At 70.2% G+C, this 17,458-nt stretch carries 18 protein-coding genes; 13 read left to right on the top strand and 5 right to left on the bottom strand.

Annotated elements, in window-relative coordinates; all coding sequences use genetic code 11:
- Positions 1 to 269: 269 nt before the first annotated feature.
- Both ABIA36_RS09465 and ABIA36_RS09460 read right to left on the bottom strand, forming a co-directional pair.
- Positions 270 to 2,117 carry a glycoside hydrolase family 3 N-terminal domain-containing protein gene (locus ABIA36_RS09465; protein WP_369962120.1) on the bottom strand — a complete coding sequence of 616 codons (1,848 nt, stop codon included), beginning with the start codon at positions 2,115 to 2,117 and terminating at the stop codon, positions 270 to 272.
- Between the two features lie 26 nt (positions 2,118 to 2,143).
- A complete protein-coding gene (locus ABIA36_RS09460) occupies positions 2,144 to 4,342 on the bottom strand; it encodes a beta-galactosidase (RefSeq protein ID WP_369962119.1) in 2,199 nt (732 codons plus the stop codon).
- A gap of 171 nt (positions 4,343 to 4,513) precedes the next feature.
- Here ABIA36_RS09460 and ABIA36_RS09455 point away from each other — a divergent pair, with 171 nt between their 5' ends.
- Genes ABIA36_RS09455 through ABIA36_RS09430 form a run of 6 tightly spaced genes read left to right on the top strand, consistent with a single transcriptional unit; the run spans position 4,514 to position 11,285 of the window.
- A complete protein-coding gene (locus tag ABIA36_RS09455; protein WP_369962118.1) occupies positions 4,514 to 5,548 on the top strand; it encodes a LacI family DNA-binding transcriptional regulator in 1,035 nt (344 codons plus the stop codon).
- A 59-nt stretch (positions 5,549 to 5,607) separates the two neighbouring features.
- Positions 5,608 to 7,284 (top strand): ABC transporter substrate-binding protein, encoded by a 1,677-nt coding sequence (locus ABIA36_RS09450; RefSeq protein WP_369962117.1) that lies wholly within the window; start codon positions 5,608 to 5,610, stop codon positions 7,282 to 7,284.
- Positions 7,285 to 7,293: 9 nt separating this feature from the next.
- On the top strand, positions 7,294 to 8,286 hold the full coding sequence (locus tag ABIA36_RS09445) for an ABC transporter permease (protein ID WP_369962116.1): 993 nt from the start codon (positions 7,294 to 7,296) through the stop codon (positions 8,284 to 8,286).
- Positions 8,283 to 9,188, top strand: coding sequence for an ABC transporter permease (locus tag ABIA36_RS09440; RefSeq protein ID WP_369962115.1), 906 nt, complete (start codon positions 8,283 to 8,285; stop codon positions 9,186 to 9,188). Before ABIA36_RS09445 ends, ABIA36_RS09440 begins: the two co-directional genes overlap by 4 nt.
- On the top strand, positions 9,185 to 10,807 hold the full coding sequence (locus tag ABIA36_RS09435; RefSeq protein WP_369962114.1) for an ABC transporter ATP-binding protein: 1,623 nt from the start codon (positions 9,185 to 9,187) through the stop codon (positions 10,805 to 10,807). The genes ABIA36_RS09440 and ABIA36_RS09435 overlap by 4 nt, the downstream gene beginning before the upstream one ends.
- A gap of 40 nt (positions 10,808 to 10,847) precedes the next feature.
- Complete coding sequence (locus ABIA36_RS09430; RefSeq protein ID WP_369962113.1) at positions 10,848 to 11,285, top strand: VOC family protein; 438 nt, start codon at positions 10,848 to 10,850, stop codon at positions 11,283 to 11,285.
- A 6-nt stretch (positions 11,286 to 11,291) separates the two neighbouring features.
- Here ABIA36_RS09430 and ABIA36_RS09425 read toward each other — a convergent pair whose 3' ends face one another.
- Positions 11,292 to 11,735: a 4-oxalocrotonate tautomerase family protein gene (locus ABIA36_RS09425; RefSeq protein ID WP_369962112.1), complete on the bottom strand. Its 444-nt coding sequence runs from the start codon at positions 11,733 to 11,735 to the stop codon at positions 11,292 to 11,294.
- Between the two features lie 90 nt (positions 11,736 to 11,825).
- On the opposite strand from ABIA36_RS09425, the gene ABIA36_RS09420 reads away from it, so the two are divergent.
- Positions 11,826 to 12,398, top strand: a complete 573-nt coding sequence (locus ABIA36_RS09420) for a TetR/AcrR family transcriptional regulator (protein ID WP_369962111.1) — start codon at positions 11,826 to 11,828, stop codon at positions 12,396 to 12,398.
- Positions 12,399 to 12,404: 6 nt separating this feature from the next.
- Here the strand turns inward: ABIA36_RS09420 and ABIA36_RS09415 are convergent, their stop codons facing one another.
- Positions 12,405 to 12,707 (bottom strand): hypothetical protein, encoded by a 303-nt coding sequence (locus ABIA36_RS09415; protein WP_369962110.1) that lies wholly within the window; start codon positions 12,705 to 12,707, stop codon positions 12,405 to 12,407.
- A 13-nt stretch (positions 12,708 to 12,720) separates the two neighbouring features.
- Positions 12,721 to 13,326, bottom strand: a complete 606-nt coding sequence (locus ABIA36_RS09410; RefSeq protein WP_369962109.1) for a hypothetical protein — start codon at positions 13,324 to 13,326, stop codon at positions 12,721 to 12,723.
- A 339-nt stretch (positions 13,327 to 13,665) separates the two neighbouring features.
- Here ABIA36_RS09410 and ABIA36_RS09405 point away from each other — a divergent pair, with 339 nt between their 5' ends.
- The 6 genes from ABIA36_RS09405 to ABIA36_RS09380 form a co-directional block, all read left to right on the top strand.
- On the top strand, positions 13,666 to 14,436 hold the full coding sequence (locus tag ABIA36_RS09405) for an amino acid ABC transporter ATP-binding protein (RefSeq protein ID WP_369962108.1): 771 nt from the start codon (positions 13,666 to 13,668) through the stop codon (positions 14,434 to 14,436).
- A gap of 1 nt (position 14,437) precedes the next feature.
- Complete coding sequence (locus ABIA36_RS09400; RefSeq protein WP_369962107.1) at positions 14,438 to 14,563, top strand: hypothetical protein; 126 nt, start codon at positions 14,438 to 14,440, stop codon at positions 14,561 to 14,563.
- A complete protein-coding gene (locus tag ABIA36_RS09395) occupies positions 14,564 to 15,076 on the top strand; it encodes an amino acid ABC transporter permease (RefSeq protein ID WP_369963731.1) in 513 nt (170 codons plus the stop codon).
- Entirely contained in the window at positions 15,073 to 15,744 is a 672-nt protein-coding gene (locus tag ABIA36_RS09390) for an amino acid ABC transporter permease (RefSeq protein WP_369962106.1), read from the top strand. The genes ABIA36_RS09395 and ABIA36_RS09390 overlap by 4 nt, the downstream gene beginning before the upstream one ends.
- A gap of 12 nt (positions 15,745 to 15,756) precedes the next feature.
- Entirely contained in the window at positions 15,757 to 16,605 is an 849-nt protein-coding gene (locus ABIA36_RS09385; RefSeq protein ID WP_369962105.1) for a substrate-binding periplasmic protein, read from the top strand.
- A gap of 98 nt (positions 16,606 to 16,703) precedes the next feature.
- On the top strand, positions 16,704 to 17,458 hold a 755-nt coding region (locus tag ABIA36_RS09380), incomplete at its 3' end, for a DUF6421 family protein (protein ID WP_369962104.1).

The raw sequence follows: 17,458 nt of genomic DNA, 5'->3' as shown, positions 1-17,458 counted from the left end.
CCCCGTAGCTACGGGTATGGGGAAAACACGCCAGAGCCCGGCCGAGCGATCGGTCGGGCTCTGGTGCGCGCGGCTCCGCGAAACCCGCTGTTGCCAAGCGCGGATTTCCGATGCATCATGCACCCGAAGGCAGGTGTTTCCCGCCTGACCGGCGTTCGCGCGCGGCTGCCGGATTCCCGCTGTTACGGGGGTTTCCGCGGACGCACCGGGGCTGCGCGCGAGCCTCGGGCGACGCCTGCGGCGCGCCCCGGTGTCAGACCGCGCCGGTGTCAGACTCGGGCCGGCAGCGCGAGGCCGTGACCGATCGGGAACAGCGCGTCTGCCGATCCGCCCGGCTGGTCGGGCGCGTGCGCCTCGACGGCGGCCATCGACGACGGCAGCTCGAACGGCAGCCGTCCCAGCGGCGGGATGCGGCCGCTGAGCGCATCGACGACGGCGTCGTCGCTGCACCCGAACACGCCCGCGATGGCGACGACGCCGGGCATTCCCACGAACGGGGTGAGGATGGCCGCACGGTCCAGGTTCACGACGAGCACCACAGGCGTCGCGGAGGCGATCGCCGCGATGCGCTCCACCTCGGCCGGCGGGAACTCGAGCGAGCCCTGGTGGAACCAGGCCTCGAGGAAGAGGTCGTCGCGGTGCTCCCACGGAGCGTCGATCCGCAGGATGGCCAGGGAGGCGGCGTCCGGCGAGGTGGCGACGTCGCCGAGCCGCCCCGCCGCGGCGACGCTCATCCCCTCGACGTACACGCTCTGCTCGGCGCCGAGCGGGAGCACCCCGTCCTCGGCCTGCAGCAGCGTGAGCGACTGCGCCTGCGCGCGGTGGCCGGCCTCCTGGAACTCCGGCTGCCCCACGATGGCGGCCGCAGCCTCCTCGTCGACGTACGGGTCATCGAACAGGCCGAGCTCGAACTTCACCCGGAGCAGGCGCCGCGCCGACTCGTCGATGCGGCTCTCCGCCACCCGGCCCGCGCGAACCAGACCGATGAGCAGGTCGACGCACTCTTCGCCGCCGAACTGGTCGGCTCCCGCGTCGAGGATGCGCAGCATCCGCTCCTCCGGGCCGAGCTCCTCGACGCCCCAGGCCCGGGCCGGGAGCACCTGGTCGCCGACGTGGTTGTCGTTGACCAGCTCCCAGTCGGTGACGACGACCCCGTCGAAGCCCAGCTTGCCCCGGAGCAGCCCGGACACGATCTGCTTGTTGTAGCCGAAGCCGACGGGTTCGATCGGCTCGCCGTCGACGACGAGGTCGACCGGCATCCCGTAGTAGGGCATGATCGCGCTGGTCTTCCGGGCGATCGCCGCGTGGAACGGGTGGAGGTGGTCCTCGAATCGTCCCGCCGTGTACGTCTGCTCACGGCCGTAGGGGAAGTGCGCGTCCTCCCCGTCCTTCTGCGGGCCGCCGCCGGGGAAGTGCTTGGTCGTGCAGGCGACCGAGTCCGGGCCGAGCTCCGGCCCCTGGAGGCCGTCGATGTAGGCGGCGGCGAGGCGGGCCACGAGCTCCGGGTCGGCGCCAAGCGTGCCGGGGAGGCGGGCCCAGCGCGGCTCGGTCGCGAGGTCGACCGTCGGGTGGAGGGCCGCCCGGATGCCGATGGCGACGTACTCCCGGCGGACGATGTCGGCGAACGCGCGAACAGTGTCCTCATCGCCGATCGCGCCCAGCCCGATCGGCTCCGGCCATTGCGACAAGTGGCCGGCCGCGAACGAGACGCCGGAGTTCTCGACGAACGCGTGCCGCGGGTCGGTGGAGACCGTGACCGGGATGCCGTGCGGGGTCTGCTCGGCGAGCTTCTGCAGCGCGTTGCTCCAGCGGGCGGAAAGGCGCGCGTCCGGCAGCTGGTGGACGTTGAAGTGGTTCATGAGCTTGCCGAGGACGACGGCGCTGGTGGCGGACTTCGAGATCGCTCCGGCGGCCTCGATCAGGGTGCCGTCCTGTCCGGCCTCGATGACGGTCTGGAACATCAGGCCCGCCTTCTCTTCGAGGCTGAGCCGGGGCAGGAGGTCGGCGACGCGCTCCTCGACGCTCAGGCGCGGGTCCTCGAAGGGGTCCATCCTGCCGTTGCCGTTGAGGTCGCGGTACTGCACGCCGTCGTCGGAGGTGCGGAATTCGGGAGTCATGTGTTCGTGCCTTTCGTCGGTGCTGGTCACGCGGCGGTGACCGGGAAGTCGATGATGCGGTGACCGCGAGCGGGAAGGGTGACCGGCTCCGCGACCAGCTCGGCGCCGTCGAACACGGGCGCGAAGCTGACGGGGTGCGGAGCGACGTTGATGGCGACGAGCGCCGACTCGTCCGCGCCGGAGACGGGGACGGCCACGATCCCGGGACCGTCGCTGCGCAGGTCCAGCCGCGGCGTGGCGCCGGCCTCCGCGATCAGCGCGCGCCAGAAGCCGGAGTGGACGGCGTAATCGACGCCGAGCAGCACGGCGACGCCGCCGCCGGGGACCTCGACCTTGACCGCGGCCGGGAGCCCGGTCCCGCGCTCGATGAGGAGCGGCTCGGCCTCGCCCGCGAAGAGCTGCGCGAACCAGACCCGGACGTCCCGGGGCGCATGCGCGGCGAGCGGACCGGCCCCGAGCACGGTGGGGTGGTATTCGCTCTCCGCGTCGAGGTACTCCCGCGTGATGCCCGCGCTCGTCACCCCGAGCGCCTCGGCGAGGATCGTGCACGGCGAGCCGTCGGCGTCCACCTCGGGCAGCAGTCCCGCCAGCAGCAGCCTGCCGCCCGTCCGGACGTGGCGGGCGAGGAACTCCTGGACGCCGCGCCCGAGCTCGCGCCCGGTCGCGAGCACGATCAGTTCGCGTTCGCGGCCCTCGCGCTCGTCCGTGGGCGCCCCCGCGCTCCAGCCCGCGTCACTGCCCGCGGCGGCCTGCAGGTCGAGGGCGCGGAAGCTCCAGCCGCCGTAGACGAGGGCGCGCGCCAGCGTCTGCCGGGCTCCGAGCCCGCGATGGATCTCCCGCTCGCCGACCTGCTCCTTGCGCCGCTGCGCGTCGGGGTGGGTGTACTCCGTCAGGTAGTGGTCGGCGACGAAACCGAGCACCAGGTCGTCGGTGAGCTGGATGCCCGCGGCGAACAGGCCGGCGTGCGCGCCGATCGCCGACGCGGCCTCCACGACGCCGCCGAGGGCCTTCGAACGCGCACCCTCCGGGCCGATGGGCGCCGCGAAGCCGTGTCGCTCCCCGGTGAAGGCGATCCGGTCGTCGCCGTCGCCGACGGGGGCGTCGAGCAGCGGATTGAGCCCGCCTGCGAACAGGTAGTAGTTGACGATGCGCGCCCCCTGAGCCGCGTCGAGGAGCGTCTTGAGCACGGTCGCCTCCGGCGACGTGAGGACGCCGAGGTCTTCGCCGTAGTCGCCCGTGCCTGCGTCGAACTCGAGTGAGCCGAGCGGCTGGTCCGGTCCGTGCACGGCGGCGGTGAAGGCATTGCCCACGTAGAGGTCGGCGGCGTTGTTCACCGTCAGCTCGCCGAGGTACATGTCGGTGCCGGCGGTGACGCCGGGCCGCCCCCGGTAGGCGGGCGCGAGCTGGCTGACCCCGATCGGGTAGGTGAGTCCGCGGCCGCCGCCGCTGCCGTGGATGTTCAGCAGCAGCGGAGCGGTGATGCCGCGCTCGCGCGCCCAGCCTTCGAGCGTCTGCGAGTAGCGGGCGAACCGGTCGCGCGTGAACCGGCCGAGGTCGTGGTGCAGCCGGAGCTCTGCGTCGGTGCCGGCCGCACCGCCGCGCGGGTCGGTGTCGTCGCCCGACCACTCCGCGAGCTCGCGCACCGCGCCGTCGGTCAGCGTCGGGGTGTTGGTGACCCAGTCGAGCATGCCGATCTCGTTGTCGAGCTGCACCGCGATCACCGGTCCGCCGAACTCGCGCTGGCGGGCCGCAATGGGCGGGAGGACGGCGTCGTACCAGCGCTCGGACTCGGCGAGGAAGGCGGGCGCGAGGTAGTCGACGGTCCGCGAGGCGGCGGGGGCGCCGTTCCAGCCGAGCGGGTGAATCTCCGGGTGATCGCGGCGCAGCCGGTGCGGCAGGCCCTCGTTCTTGAGCTCCGCCATCTGGAACGGGCCCGGCCGCGCGATGAACCGCAGCCCGTACGCGGCGCACAGGTCGATGAACGCGCCCAGATCGCGCTCGGGCCGGGTCTCCCCTGTGACGTCGATCGTGCCGTCCGGCAGCTCGTGCCAGATCCAGGGGATGTAGCTGGCCACGGTGTTGAGCCCGGCGTCGACGGCGGCCTGCAGGCGGTCCTCCCAGTCGGCACGGGCGAGCCGGAAGTAGTGGATCTCCCCGGCGAGCACGACCTGCGGCTCGTCGTCGATGAGGATGCGGGAGCGCTCGAGGCGGGTGGGAACGGGCATCGTCGGCCTTCCTGAGGGGGTTCGTCCACTGACCCGCAGCCGGGGGTTGCGCTGATCCGGCTGGGGGGCTTAGGGTCACGGTAATCGGTTACAGCAATCGATTACTGCGGAGCCTATCAAAGTGATCGCAGACGACAAGCCCAGACGACAAACCCCGACGAAGGAGTTGACGTGGCGAAGCCCCAGCGCGACGGAGAGCGCCTCAACGTGCGCCAGATCGCCGAGCTGGCCGGTGTGTCGACGGCGACCGTGTCGCGCGTCTACCGGGGCGTCGGCCAGGTCTCGCCGGAGATGCGCAAGCGCGTCTCCGAGGCCATCGAGCAGTACGGCTACCGCCCCAGCCACTTCGGCTCCGCACTGCGTCAGCGCCGCAACAGCACCCTCGGAATCGTCTTCCCCGGTCTGACCGGCCCGTACTTCGGCGAGCTCATCGAAGGCTTCGACCGCGCGGCGATCCAGGCCGGGGTGAGCGTCAACATCTTCAGCACGCACGCGCTGCGCGACTCGGCCGCCGACCTCGAAGCGATGACGGAGCGCGTCGACGGCCTCGCCGTGCACGCCGGCGTGGTCGAGGAGCAGGTGCTCGACCGCCTGGCCGAACTGGTGCCCATCGTGGTGATCGGCGGCAATCCGGCCGGCACCGACATCCCCGCCGACGCCCTCCAGGTGCGCAGCGACCACACGCAGATGCACGAGCTCGTCACGCACCTCATCCGCGACCACGGGCGCACCCGGCTCGCCTTCCTGGGGCGCCCGAGCGACTCGCCCGACATCCAGTCGCGCTACGACCAGTACGCGGCGGCGCTGCGCGACGCCGGACTGGAGCCGCGCGAGCCCATCCCCGCGTGGCTCGCCCAGGCCGACGGCGTGCTGGCAGCGCCGGGCATCATCGCGTCGCTGCGCGCGGGCGAGCTCGACGGCGTCGTCTGCGCGAACGACGAGCTCGCGCTCGGCCTGATGTTCGCCGCCCTCGGCGAGGGCGTCGCCATCGGCGACGAGCTGGCGATCACCGGAGTGGACGATGTGCCGATGGCGGGCCTGGTGACCCCCGGCCTCACCACGCTCGCGCGTCCGCTGCAGGACCTCGCCGGCACCGCCGCCGAACTGCTGCTCGACCTCATCGCCGAGCGGCGCGCCGAGAGCGTCGTCGTCCCCTCGCACGTCGTACGGCGCGGCAGCTGCGGCTGCCCGGCCGGCACCCGCTGAGACTTTTTCCCACTCGTACCGACCAACAACAATCGCCCTGACACAAGGAGGTGTCCACTATGGACCGACGACGCATGACGAAGAAGACCGGTAGGAGGATGGCGGCCGTTCTCGCCGGAGCCACGGTCGCCGCCCTCGCGATGAGCGGCTGCAGCGGCGCGGGCGGAACCGGGGCAACGGGCTCCGACGGCCGCATCCCGCTGCTCAACTTCGGCGGTTTCGGCGGGGGCTCGAACCCCAAGGCCAACTACAACCCCTACCTGGCGACGGCGCTCAGCGTGGGCAACTACATCTACGAGCCGCTGATGATGCAGAACCAGTTCTCCTGCACATACCAGCCGTGGCTCGCGACCGAGATGAAGTGGAGCGATCCGTCCACTCTCGTCTTCACGCTCCGCGACGGCGTGAAGTTCTCCGACGGCACGCCGTTCACGGCCGACGACGTCGTGTTCACGTTCGACATGATCAAGAAGTACCCGGCACTCGACACCAACGGCGCGTGGGCCCACCTCGCGTCCGTCGAGAAGACCGGGACCGGCTCCGTCACCTTCCACTTCGACGGCCCGGGCGCCAGCAGCCTGACCGCCATCAACAAGGTGCTCATCGTGCCGAAGCACATCTGGTCGAAGGTCGCCGATCCGACCACGTACACGAACACCAAGCCGGTCGGCACCGGATCGATGCTGACCGACTCGTTCAACCCGACGACGCTCGTGCTCAAGCGCAACCCCGACTACTGGCAGGCGGACAAGATCCGCGTGGACAAGATCCAGTTCAACAACTCGGACCAGGGCCAGGTCGACCAGCTCAAGCTCGCCCGCGGCGACTACGACATGAACGCCATGTACATCCCGGACATCGAGAAGTCCTACGTGGCCAAGGACCCGAAGCACAACAAGTACTGGTTCCCGGCCGGTTCGCCGATCAGCCTGTACATGAACCTCGACAAGAAGCCGTTCGACGACCAGTCGTTCCGCGACGCGATCTCGAAGGCGATGGACAAGAAGACCATCGTGAACGAGGCCGAGCAGGGCTATGTCGCGCAGGCGAGCCAGACCAGCCTCGTCCTCCCGAACGCCAAGGACTGGCTGCCCTCGTCGATCCCAAACGGCGGCTACGTCTCCTACGACGTCGACACGGCGAAGGCCGACCTCGACAAGGCCGGCTACAAGCTCGGCTCCAACGGCGCGCGCCTCGGCAAGGACGGCAAGCCGCTCAGCTTCTCGATCCAGATCCCGGGCGGCTGGAACGACTGGATCCAGGCCGGCAAGATCATCCAGTCGGACTTCAAGGCGCTCGGCATCACCGTCGACATGCAGAACCCGACGCCCGACGTCCAGAACCAGAACCGCCTCACCGGCGAGTACGACCTGACCTTCGGCGTCCGCGGCGGCTCCTGCGACATCTACCGCAACTTCCTCGAGCCGCTCGCGAGCTCGGAGACGGCTCCGATCGGCCAGGCGGCGAAGACGAACGAGGTCCGCTGGCGCGACGCCACGACCGACTCCCTGATCGCGCAGCTCGGTCAGGAGTCCGACGTGGCCGCCCAGAAGAAGACCGTGGGCAAGCTGGCGAGCATCATGTACGACCAGAAGCCGTACATCCCGCTCTGGTACGGCGCGAGCTGGTTCGAGTACTCGACGAAGCGCGCGGTCGGCTGGCCCAGCGCGAGCGACCCGTACGCGAAGCCGGGCGACATGCCGATCATCCTGACGCACCTGAAGCCGGCGCAGTAGGAACGACCGATGCGCTACTTCCTCCGGCGAGGAGGGTTCTTCGTCGCCACGCTCTGGGCGGCGATCACCCTCAACTTCCTGATCCCCCGGCTCCAGCCGGGGGATCCGGCGGAGGCCATCGTCCGCAAGCTCGTCGGACGGAACGCCTCCATCGATCCCGCCCAGCTCCACGCCGTCCGGCTGATGCTGGGGGTGAGCGACAAGAACCTGTTCCAGCAGTACCTCGACTACCTCGGCGCCATCGCCCGCGGCGACTTCGGAGTGTCGTTCACCTACTTCCCGTACAAGGTCACCGACGTGATCTCGCAGGCGATGCCGTGGACGATCGCGCTGGTCGGGATCACCACCATCGTTTCGTTCGTGGTCGGCACCCTGCTCGGGTCGTGGGCGGCCTACCGCCGCGGCTCCCGGGTCGACTCCGTCCTGACGCTGGGCTCGACGTTCCTCGGCACGCTGCCGTTCTTCTGGATCGCCCTGATGCTGATCTTCGTGTTCTGCTTCATCTGGCAGGTCTTCCCGGCGTCGGGCGGCTACAGCTCGACCGACCCCGGCTGGAATCTGCCCTTCGTCGGGGATGTGGTGTCGCACGCGGCGCTGCCCATGCTGGCCCTCCTCATCACCGGCCCGCTCGGCTGGATCCTGGCGATGCGCAACAACATGGTGCAGACCCTGGGCGAGGACTACTCGCGCCTCGCGAAGGCGAAAGGGCTGTCGGAGCGGACCATCGCGCTGAGCTACGGGGCCCGCATCGCCATCCTGCCGTCGGTCACCGGGTTCGCCCTGGCGCTCGGCGGCCTCCTCGGCGGCACCATCCTCGTCGAGACGATCTTCAACTACCCGGGTCTGGGACGGCTGCTGTTCGAGGCGGTCGGCAACAGCGACTACCCGCTGCTGCAGGCGATCTTCCTGCTGACGACCGTCGGCGTGCTGGTGGCCAACCTCGCGGCCGACATCCTGTACGGCGTCCTGGACCCCCGAGTGCGAAAGGCGGCGACGGCATGAGCGTAGCAACGGCCCTCCCCGCGGCCACCACCCCCACCACGAGCGAACCGGGACGCGGCCGCGGCCCCCGCTGGTACGTGCTGCTGTGGCGCGACCCCAAGTGCCGGATCGGGCTCATCATGCTCGCGGTGTTCATCCTCGCCGCGGTGCTCGCCCCCTGGCTCGCCCCGTACGATCCGCGCGCCTCCGGGCCCGACCAGAGCGCCGGCCCGAGCGCCGCGCACTGGCTCGGGACGACCGACAGCGGCGAGGACGTGCTCAGCCAGCTCATCTGGGGCGCGCGCACGTCGCTGATCGTCGGCCTCATCGCCGGCGCCATCTCGACGGTGATCGGCCTCGTGATCGGGCTGACCGCCGGCTACAGCCTCGGGATCGTGGACGAGATCCTGTCGTTCTTCACGAACCTGGCGCTCGTGGTCCCCACCCTGCCGCTGATCGTCACCCTGGCGTCCTACTCACCGGTGCGCGGGCTCGGACTGATCATCTTCGTCATCAGCATCACCGGGTGGGCGTACGGCGCCCGCATCAAACGGTCCCAGGTCATCTCGCTGCGCACCCGCGACTACGTCGCGGCCGCCAAGCTCGCCGGCGACCGCACCAGCCGGATCATCTTCCGCGAGATCATGCCCAACATGACCTCCCTCATCGTCGTCGGCTTCATGGGCGCCTCGCTCGGGGCCATCGGCGGCGAGGCCGGACTGTCGTTCCTCGGCCTCGGCGACCCGCAGACGGTGAGCTGGGGCGCGATGCTCAACCAGGCCAACATCGGCGGGGCGCTGCTGACCGGGCAATTCGCGTGGCTGATCGCGCCAGGGCTCGCGCTGGCCCTCCTGATCACGAGCTTCACGCTCATCAACTTCGGCATCGACACGCTGAGCAACCCGCACCTGAGGGAGGGATGACCGTGGCTCTTCTGCAGGTCACCGATCTGTCCGTCGTCTACCGCCCGCGCGACCACGCGCCCCACCACGCGGTGAAGGGCGCCACCTTCGACATCGGCGAGGGCGAGTTCGTCGGCCTGGTCGGCGAGTCCGGCTGCGGCAAGTCCACTCTCGGCAACGCCGTGCTGGGGCTGCTGAGCAAGCCGGCCCGTCAGGAGGGCGGCAGCGTCGAGTTCGACGGCCGGCGCATCGACGGTCTGTCGGACGACGAGCTGCGCGGCATCCGCTGGGTGTCGCTCTCGACCGTCTTCCAGTCGTCGATGAACTCGCTGAACCCGGTGCTGACGGTCGGCGCGCAGTTCCAGGACACCTTCAAGGCCCACCGCGTCCCCGCCTCCCGGGAGCGCGCGGCGGAGCTGCTGCGGATGGTGGACCTGGACGAGACCGTCCTCGCCTCCTACCCGCACGAGCTGTCGGGCGGGATGAAGCAGCGGGTCGCTCTGGCGCTGGCCCTCGCGCTCGGCCCGAAGCTGGTCGTCCTCGACGAGCCGACGACCGGCCTCGACGTGCTCGTGCAGCGGCGCATCCTGGATCGCCTCCGCGACCTCCAGGCGCAGCTCGGCTTCGCGGTGCTGTTCGTCAGTCACGACATCGGGACGGTCCTCGAGCTGAGCGACCGGGTCATGGTCATGCTCGACGGCGTCATCGTCGAGCAGTCGACACCCGCCGAGCTGCTCGCCCAGCCGTCGCACCCGTACGCCGGGCAGTTGCTCGACGCCTACCGCGTCAGCTCCGGCAGCTCTGCGAAGAGCGCCGACGGCTCCGCACAGCCGGCGATCCTCACGATGACGGCCGTCGGCAAGACCTATCGCGTCGGCCGGGGGCGCACCCGCCGAGCGGTGACGGCGCTCGACAGCGTCTCCCTGACCCTCCGCGAGCGGACCGTCACCGCCCTCGTCGGGCAGTCCGGCTCCGGCAAGTCCACCATCGCCCGGCTGCTGCTCGGCATGGAGCGGCCCGACACCGGGACCGTCACCCTGACGGTCGGGGAGCGGGCGGCCGTCTCGGTCGGGACGCTGCGCGGGCGGCCCCTGCACGACTACCGGGCCACGACGCAGCTGGTCTTCCAGGACCCGTTCTCGTCGCTCAATCCGGCGAACACGGTCGAGTACATCCTGTCCCGGCCCCTGCAGAACTACGGCGGTGCGACCCGGTCGACCGTGCGCGACCGGGCGCTGACGCTGCTCGAGCAGGTCGGGCTCACGCCCGCCGCCCGGTTCATCGACAAGCTTCCGCACGAGCTCTCGGGAGGGCAGCGCCAGCGCGTGGTGATCGCGCGGGCGCTCGCCGCCGACCCGGCCGTCCTGATCGCCGACGAGCCGGTCTCGATGCTCGACGTCTCGATCCGTGCGGAGATCCTCGACCTGCTGAGAAGGCTGGTCTCCGAGCGCGGCATCGCGATGCTCTACATCACCCACGACCTGCTGTCCGCGCGGGCGCTCGCCGACGAGGTCACCGTCCTCGAGGGCGGCCGGGTGATGGAGCAGGGCCCCGCCGCGCAGGTCATCGACGGTGCGACGCACCCCTACACGAAGGAGCTGCTGGCGGCGATCCCCGATCCGTTCACGCGCGTAGCCTGAACGCGGCCGCGCGCGACAGCGGGTGGGTACCATGCGACGCATGCCCATCACACTCGACAATGTCGGCATCGCGGTCCGCGACCTGGAGGCGGCGATCGCCTTCTTCACCGACCTCGGCCTGGAGGTCGTCGGCCGCGACACGGTCAGCGGCGAATGGACGGACACCGCGGTCGGCCTGGACGGCAACCACGCGAACATCGCGCTGCTCCAGACGCCGCGCGGCCAGGGCCGGCTGGAGCTGTTCGAATACCTCCATCCCGAGGCCATCGAGACCGAGCCGACCCTCCCGAACGAGATCGGCATGCACCGCGTCGCGTTCCAGGTGGACGACATCGAGGCGGCGCTGGAGATCGCCGCGCGGCACGGGTGCCGTCCGCTCCGCGGCGTGGCGAACTACCGGGACGTCTACAAACTGACCTACCTGCGCGGGCCGAGCGGCATCCTGGTGATGCTGGCGCAGGACCTGACGAAGGGCTGAGGCCGGTCAGTCCTCCCGTGCCGCCGCCTGCAGCTCGACGATCTGCGCACGTGCGGCCAGCACCAGCTCCTCGTTGGTGTTGGCGTGGCCGCCCAGACCCCAGCCGCCCTCGACCGCCTCGGTGAGGAGCACCCAGGTGCGGCCGGCCAGCGACGGGTCCCCGGCGGCCTCGGCGACGATGGCCGTGAACCGCTCGACGACCGCGAGCTGCTTGAGCCGGTCGAGCGCTCCGGCGTTCGTGAGCACCTGCACGCGCACGTAGTCCGAGTCGCCGTCGACGTTCGAGAGCGCGCCATCGGCGAGCTCGTGGACGAAGGCAGCGGTGTTCTTGCGGAACAACGGGATGTCGGGCACCTGCTCGATGGTCTTGAGGGTGTCGGCGAGGGTCGCGGCGAGCGCGTGCGGGTCGGCGAAGGTGCCGGCGGTCGCATAGACGTCGATCATGGGCATGGGACTCATCTCCTCGGTTCCGGGGTTGCGGGTCCAGTGTGAATTATGATGGTCGTCATAGTCAAGGGTTTCCGGTGAGGAAGGATGCGGATGGTCTCGGACGCGAAGGCGCGCATGATCGAGGGGGCGGCCCGGCTGCTCGCGGAGAAGGGCCTCCAGGAGACCTCGTTCGCCGAGGTCGTCGCCCTCACCGGAGCGCCGCGCGGCTCGATCTACCACCACTTCCCCGGCGGCAAGGCGAGCCTGGTCGCGCAGGCGCTCGACCTGCAGCGCGCGCGGTCCGTCGCCGTCATCGAGTCGGCGCGCGGCCTGCCTGCAGCGGAGGTCGCCGCGACGTTCCTGGACGCCTGGCGGCGGCTCCTACTGGCGTCGCAGTTCCGGATCGGCTGCTCGGCGGTCGCCGTCGCGGTGGCCGCGGACTCCGCCGACCTGCTCCAGGAGTCCGGTGCGGTGTTCCGCGGCTGGACCGACCTCCTCGCGGAGCTGCTGACCCTGGGCGGCGTGCCGGCCGACGCCGCCGGCGGCGCGGCCGTGCTGCTCGTGGCCGGGAGTGAGGGGGGTGTCATCCTCAGCAGGGCCCAGTCGAGCATCGAGCCGTTCGAGGCGGTGGCGGGGCAGTTGATTGCCCACGTGCAGGGGCTCAGCCGCCCGGGGGCCGACTGAGTCCCGTCAGCCGCCGACAACGCGGCTAACGCGCGCCTCCAGCCCGCCGTCGCCGACGCTGAACTCCTCCGCCCGCTCCAGCCCCAGCCGGCCGAGGTAGTGATCGACGTACGCGGTGAGCGACTCGACGTCGTCGTTGTTCCCGCGTTCGCCCGTCGGGGCCTCGTGCGCAACAGGGTCCCGGCGTCCGATCGAATACAGGAAGACGTCCCACGAGACGTCCTGGCCGCCGACGGGAACGCGGACCGCGACCACTCGGACGACGGCGCCGCGCTCCTGCTCGGTCAGCTCGAGGAAGGGCTTGGGCACGACGCCGCCCCGATCAGAAGGTGATCGACGCGGTCGGGTTGCCGGACGTGCAGTAGCCCCACGAGGTCAGCACGCTGCCCGACGCCATCGCGGTCAACTTCTCGCCCGGTGCCGCGTGGCCCTTCACGCCAGCCGTCGCAGCCCAGGATTGCGAACCCCACGACGGGATGCCCGACATCATCTGGTACGTGAGATCGATCCTGGACGAGTACATGATCTGCCAGTTGTGACTGACGGGCAGGCCGAACGACGGATTGATCCGGTAGGACGTGGTGATGGTCGACTTCGACAGGAAATCGACGGTCGCGTATCCGCAGTTCCCGGAGACAGTTCCACGAGACTTGATGATCGAGTCTGCTGCGCTCACGCGGACCTCCCTCTCATGGCTCCCGTCGGGAGCGCCGATCGGCACCCCGTAGAGCGTCCCGTCAGGATTCGTGCGGACTTCGTACCCGGCGGCTGCGGCGTTCTCCCTTGTCATGGGCACGAAGGTCATCGGCGCCTCTGCGGCGAGGTCGGCTCCTTCATTTGCCTGTGCGGGCATCGCCACCGCCGAACAAGCACCGGCGATGACGGCGGCAATCGCGAAGGCTGCATAGGCCCTTTTCTTGTTCATCATCGAACACTCCTGCCTCTGCAATGTCAGTTGTGAGCACTAACGTACAGAGTGCTCGCGACTGACGCAATAGCCTGTTCTGGCGCTTCCGACACCCGTCACGCCCGCACGCGGCCGCGCAACCAAACCCCCAGCCCAACCACTCCTAACGCTGCCCCAACCGACAGCGGCGCTCGTTCCGTAGCGCGCGCGGCGGCGTCGCCGCATCCTGGTTCCAGAACGATCCACGACAACGACGCCGGAAGTGTTCCCGTCCCGTCCCCGCATCGCCGCGGTGGCCGGGCGCCGCATCGGACACCGTCCCGGTCGATTGTCTCCACAGCCTCCAGGAACGGGTTCGACATGCTGGAATCAGATCACCGCGACGGGGTCGCAATCGCCTTGCGATCGGTCGTGAAACGCTACGGGGAGCACACCGTCATCGACGACGTGTCGCTCTCGGTGCGCGAGGGCGAGGTCGTCGCGATCATCGGCCCGAGCGGCGCGGGCAAGAGCACCCTGCTGCGCTGCGTCAACCTGCTGGAGGTGCCGGACAGCGGCTGCGTCACCGTCGAGGGCGTCCAGGTGGACGCCGGCGCGGAGATCAAGCGGAAGCAGCTCCAGGCGTTGCGACGCAACGTCGGCATGGTGTTCCAGTCCTTCAACCTTTTCCCGCACATGACGGTGCTCCGCAACATCAGCCTGGCGCAGGAGCGGGTGCTCGGCCGCAGCCGGGCGGAGGCGGACGCGCGGTCGACGGCGCTGCTGGAGCGGGTGGGCCTCGCTGACAAGGCCGACCAGTTCCCCGGGCGCTGTTCGGGCGGCCAGCAGCAGCGCATCGCGATCGCCCGGGCGCTCGCCCTCGACCCGCACGTGATGCTGTTCGACGAGCCGACCTCCGCGCTCGACCCGGAGGTCGGTCTCGAAGTCCTGGCCGTCATGCGGGAGCTCGCGAAGTCCGGGATGACCATGGTCGTCGTCACGCACGAGATGCAGTTCGCGCGCGACGTCTCCGACCGGGTGGTCGTGATGGCGAAGGGCGCCATCCTCGAAGAAGGCGAGCCGGAGCAGGTGTTCACCGCGCCCGGCACCGAGCGGACCCGCCAGTTCCTGCGCGCGGTCCTGGAGCGCTGAGATGGACCACCTCGCCGTCGTCGCCCAGGGCGTCCAGATGACGCTGCTGGTGACCGTGTGCTCCTTCGCCATCGGGGCCGTCGGCGGCGTCCCGCTCGTCCTCGCCCGCCGCTCGCGGTTCGCGTAGCTGCGCTTCGCCGCCCGCGCCGTCATCGAGATCGTCCGCGGCATCCCACCGCTGGTGTGGCTGTTCATCCTCTACTTCGGGATCGGCAGCGGCGCCGTCAAACTCGACCCGTTCACCGCCGCGATCATCGCCTTCGGCGTCGTCACGTCCGCGTATCTGGCGGAGATCTACCGCGGCGGCCTCACCGCGATCAGCGACGGGCAGTGGGAGGCCAGCGACGCCCTCGGGATGTCCCGCTCGGCCACGCTCGCCACCGTGATCGGGCCGCAGGTGCTGCGGGTGTCCATCCCCGCCGCCGCGACGTACGCGATCGGGCTGCTCAAGGACTCCTCGATCGCGTCGGTGATCGGCGTGCAGGACATCGTCTTCTTCGCCGGCCAGGATGCCAGCCAGACCGCGAACGGCATCGTCCCGTTCCTCTGGGCGGCCGCCCTCTACATCGCCATGACCATCCCGTGCGCCTGGCTGACCCGGCGCCTCGACACCACGCTCCGGAAGAGGGTCGCCCGATGAATCTCGTACAGGACTGGACCGAGTTCTGGCCCCAGCTCCTCGGCGGCCTCGGGGTGAGCCTGCGCCTCACCGGCGCCATCCTGGCCGTGGGGCTGCCGGCCGGCCTCCTGCTCGCGCTCGGCGCGAGCGTCCGCAGCAAGGCGCTGCGGGTGACGACCATCGTCATCGTGGAGATCGGCCGCGGCACCCCCGCGCTGGTCGTGCTGCAGCTCGTCTACTTCGGGCTGCCGACGGTGGGGATCACCTTCGGCTCGTTCGCCGCCTCCGTCATCGCCCTCGGCCTGACCACCGCGGCCTACACCAGCGAGATCATCCGGGGCGGCCTCCAGGCGGTGCCGGAGTCGGAGGTGGAGGCCGCCGACGCGCTCGGGCTCAGCCGTCGGGACGCGCTGCGGTACATCGTGATCCCGCAGGGCCTCCGCATCGCGATCCCGCCGCTCGTCGGGTTCTCGATCATGATCTTCCAGGCCACCTCGCTCGCCTACACGATCGCGGTGCCCGAGCTGATGTCGCAGGCCTACTCGATCGGCTCCACCACCTTCCGCTACCTGAGCATCCTCACCCTGGCAGGGCTCCTCTACGCGGCCATCACGATCCCGGCGAGCTGGTTGAGCGCGCGTGTCGAGAAAGCACTGGCGCCGCACCGAGCGCCGGTCCCCACCCCCTGAAGGAGCAGCACCATGCCACAGCGCACCATCCCGAATCGCATCGGCACAGCAGCCGCAGCCGTCGTCGTCCTCGCCACCGCGCTCACCGGATGCTCGTCGTCCGGGAGCACCGGCGTCGCGGCCGGCTGCAAGCCCAAGGACACGTTCAGCACGATCTCCAAGGGGACGCTGACCGTCACCCTCTCCGCCCTGCCGCCGTTCATCACCTCGCAGGGGACGTCCCTCGGCGGGATCGACGGCGACATCCTCAACGCGTTCGCCAAGGAGGAGTGCGTCACCGTCACCGCGACCCCGGTCGCGACCGCGGCGGTCATCCCCGCCGTGCAGACCGGACGCTCCGACGTCGCCGCCGGTTCCTGGTGGCGGTCGGCCTCCCGCGCCAAGATCGTCGGGCTGACCGAGCCGGTGTACCTCGACCAGATGGCGTTCGTGTCGAAGGAGGGCTACGACACCGTGTCGTCGCTGAAGGGCAAGACCGTCGGCACGGTCGACGGCGACCTGTGGGTCGGCGAGGCGAAGGCCTACTACGGCGACAACCTCAGGATCTACAAGTCCACGACGGACATGTACCAGGACCTCAAGGCCGGCCGTCTCCAGGTCGCGATGGACAGCTTCGGCTCCGGGTCGTTCAACGCCCCGAACCTGAAGGTGAAGGTCGCCAAGCCCGACTCGGTGATCGGCGCCTCCCTGCAGCCGCCGCAGACGACGTTCCCGATCTCCTTCGACAACCCGGCGCTGCTGAAGGCCCTCGACGGCTTCATCACCACGATCAAGGCGAACGGGCAGCTCGCGAAGATCCTCCAGTCGCACGGGCTCCCCGGCTCGGCCGCGAACACCGGGGCGCCGCGGCTGATCAGCTGACGCCCCTCCCCTCCCACCCCAGACTGCGGCGGGCGATGCGCCCTCGACACCGTCGCCCGCCGCCCTCCATTCCCGCCATCGCCACGAAAGGGATCCCGATGAACACCGAGCTCGACTACGCCGCCACTGCGGCGCCGAACCGTGACCGCCTGCGCGCGAACCCCGACTGGCTCACCCTGAAGCAAGCCGCCATCGACCTCCAGCAACTCCAGGTGAAGGACGGCTCGCTCGACGAGCTGGCCAGCCGCACCTGGGCGGTGGAGCTGGTGCGCTCCATCCGCGCGTCCGTCGCGGCGCTCGCACCCCTGTTCCCGCACGATGCGGGTTATCTGGCCGCGCTCGACCGGGACTTCGCTCGCTGGGCCGATGAGGGCTTCGGGGTGCCGGACTTCCGGGAGTCCCTCGTCGCCTTCCGGCCCGAGCTTCACCGGGAGGACGGGCTCGCGCACCTGGTGGTGTTCCCGATGTACACGCAGAACGGCAGCACGAACCGGTTCGTGGAGGCCGTGCTGGTGGAGGTCATCTGGCCCGACTTCATCGGCGAGCTGGAGCAGCAGTACACGAACGCCTTGTTCGTGTCCCTGTCGTTCATCGACTTCACCCCCGGCTACGACACGAACTCCGCGGTCCTGTTCCCGGAGAGCGTGTCCGTGGCGGAGATCCCGTCGTTCACGTGGGGGGCGATCTTCCAGGACCGGGAGGCCGCCCGCTACCGCCGGGTCGTGCGCGCCGCGGCGTCGATCACCAAGCTCGACCTTCCGGCCGATGCCGCGCTCATGTTGGAGGACCAGCGGCTGACGGAGGAGACGTTCGTGATGTGGGACATCATCCACGACCGCTCCCACATGCGCGG

This window comes from Leifsonia sp. EB34, assembly GCF_041260585.1.
Classification (GTDB): Bacteria; Actinomycetota; Actinomycetes; order Actinomycetales; family Microbacteriaceae; genus Leifsonia.
This window is presented reverse-complemented; position numbering and strand designations above follow the sequence as displayed.

Excerpts from the sequence above, each read along its gene's own strand:
- ABIA36_RS09400 (WP_369962107.1), top strand. The coding sequence starts at position 14,438 with ATGGACCACCTCGCCGTCGTCGCCCAGGGCGTCCAGATGACGCTGCTG.
- ABIA36_RS09420 (WP_369962111.1), top strand. The coding sequence starts at position 11,826 with ATGGTCTCGGACGCGAAGGCGCGCATGATCGAGGGGGCGGCCCGGCTG.
- ABIA36_RS09450 (WP_369962117.1), top strand. The coding sequence starts at position 5,608 with ATGGACCGACGACGCATGACGAAGAAGACCGGTAGGAGGATGGCGGCC.
- ABIA36_RS09435 (WP_369962114.1), top strand. The coding sequence starts at position 9,185 with ATGACCGTGGCTCTTCTGCAGGTCACCGATCTGTCCGTCGTCTACCGC.
- ABIA36_RS09430 (WP_369962113.1), top strand. The coding sequence starts at position 10,848 with ATGCCCATCACACTCGACAATGTCGGCATCGCGGTCCGCGACCTGGAG.
- ABIA36_RS09460 (WP_369962119.1), bottom strand. The coding sequence starts at position 4,342 with ATGCCCGTTCCCACCCGCCTCGAGCGCTCCCGCATCCTCATCGACGAC.
- ABIA36_RS09440 (WP_369962115.1), top strand. The coding sequence starts at position 8,283 with ATGAGCGTAGCAACGGCCCTCCCCGCGGCCACCACCCCCACCACGAGC.
- ABIA36_RS09405 (WP_369962108.1), top strand. The coding sequence starts at position 13,666 with ATGCTGGAATCAGATCACCGCGACGGGGTCGCAATCGCCTTGCGATCG.
- ABIA36_RS09465 (WP_369962120.1), bottom strand. The coding sequence starts at position 2,117 with ATGACTCCCGAATTCCGCACCTCCGACGACGGCGTGCAGTACCGCGAC.
- ABIA36_RS09410 (WP_369962109.1), bottom strand. The coding sequence starts at position 13,326 with ATGATGAACAAGAAAAGGGCCTATGCAGCCTTCGCGATTGCCGCCGTC.
- ABIA36_RS09385 (WP_369962105.1), top strand. The coding sequence starts at position 15,757 with ATGCCACAGCGCACCATCCCGAATCGCATCGGCACAGCAGCCGCAGCC.
- ABIA36_RS09390 (WP_369962106.1), top strand. The coding sequence starts at position 15,073 with ATGAATCTCGTACAGGACTGGACCGAGTTCTGGCCCCAGCTCCTCGGC.
- ABIA36_RS09425 (WP_369962112.1), bottom strand. The coding sequence starts at position 11,735 with ATGCCCATGATCGACGTCTATGCGACCGCCGGCACCTTCGCCGACCCG.
- ABIA36_RS09445 (WP_369962116.1), top strand. The coding sequence starts at position 7,294 with ATGCGCTACTTCCTCCGGCGAGGAGGGTTCTTCGTCGCCACGCTCTGG.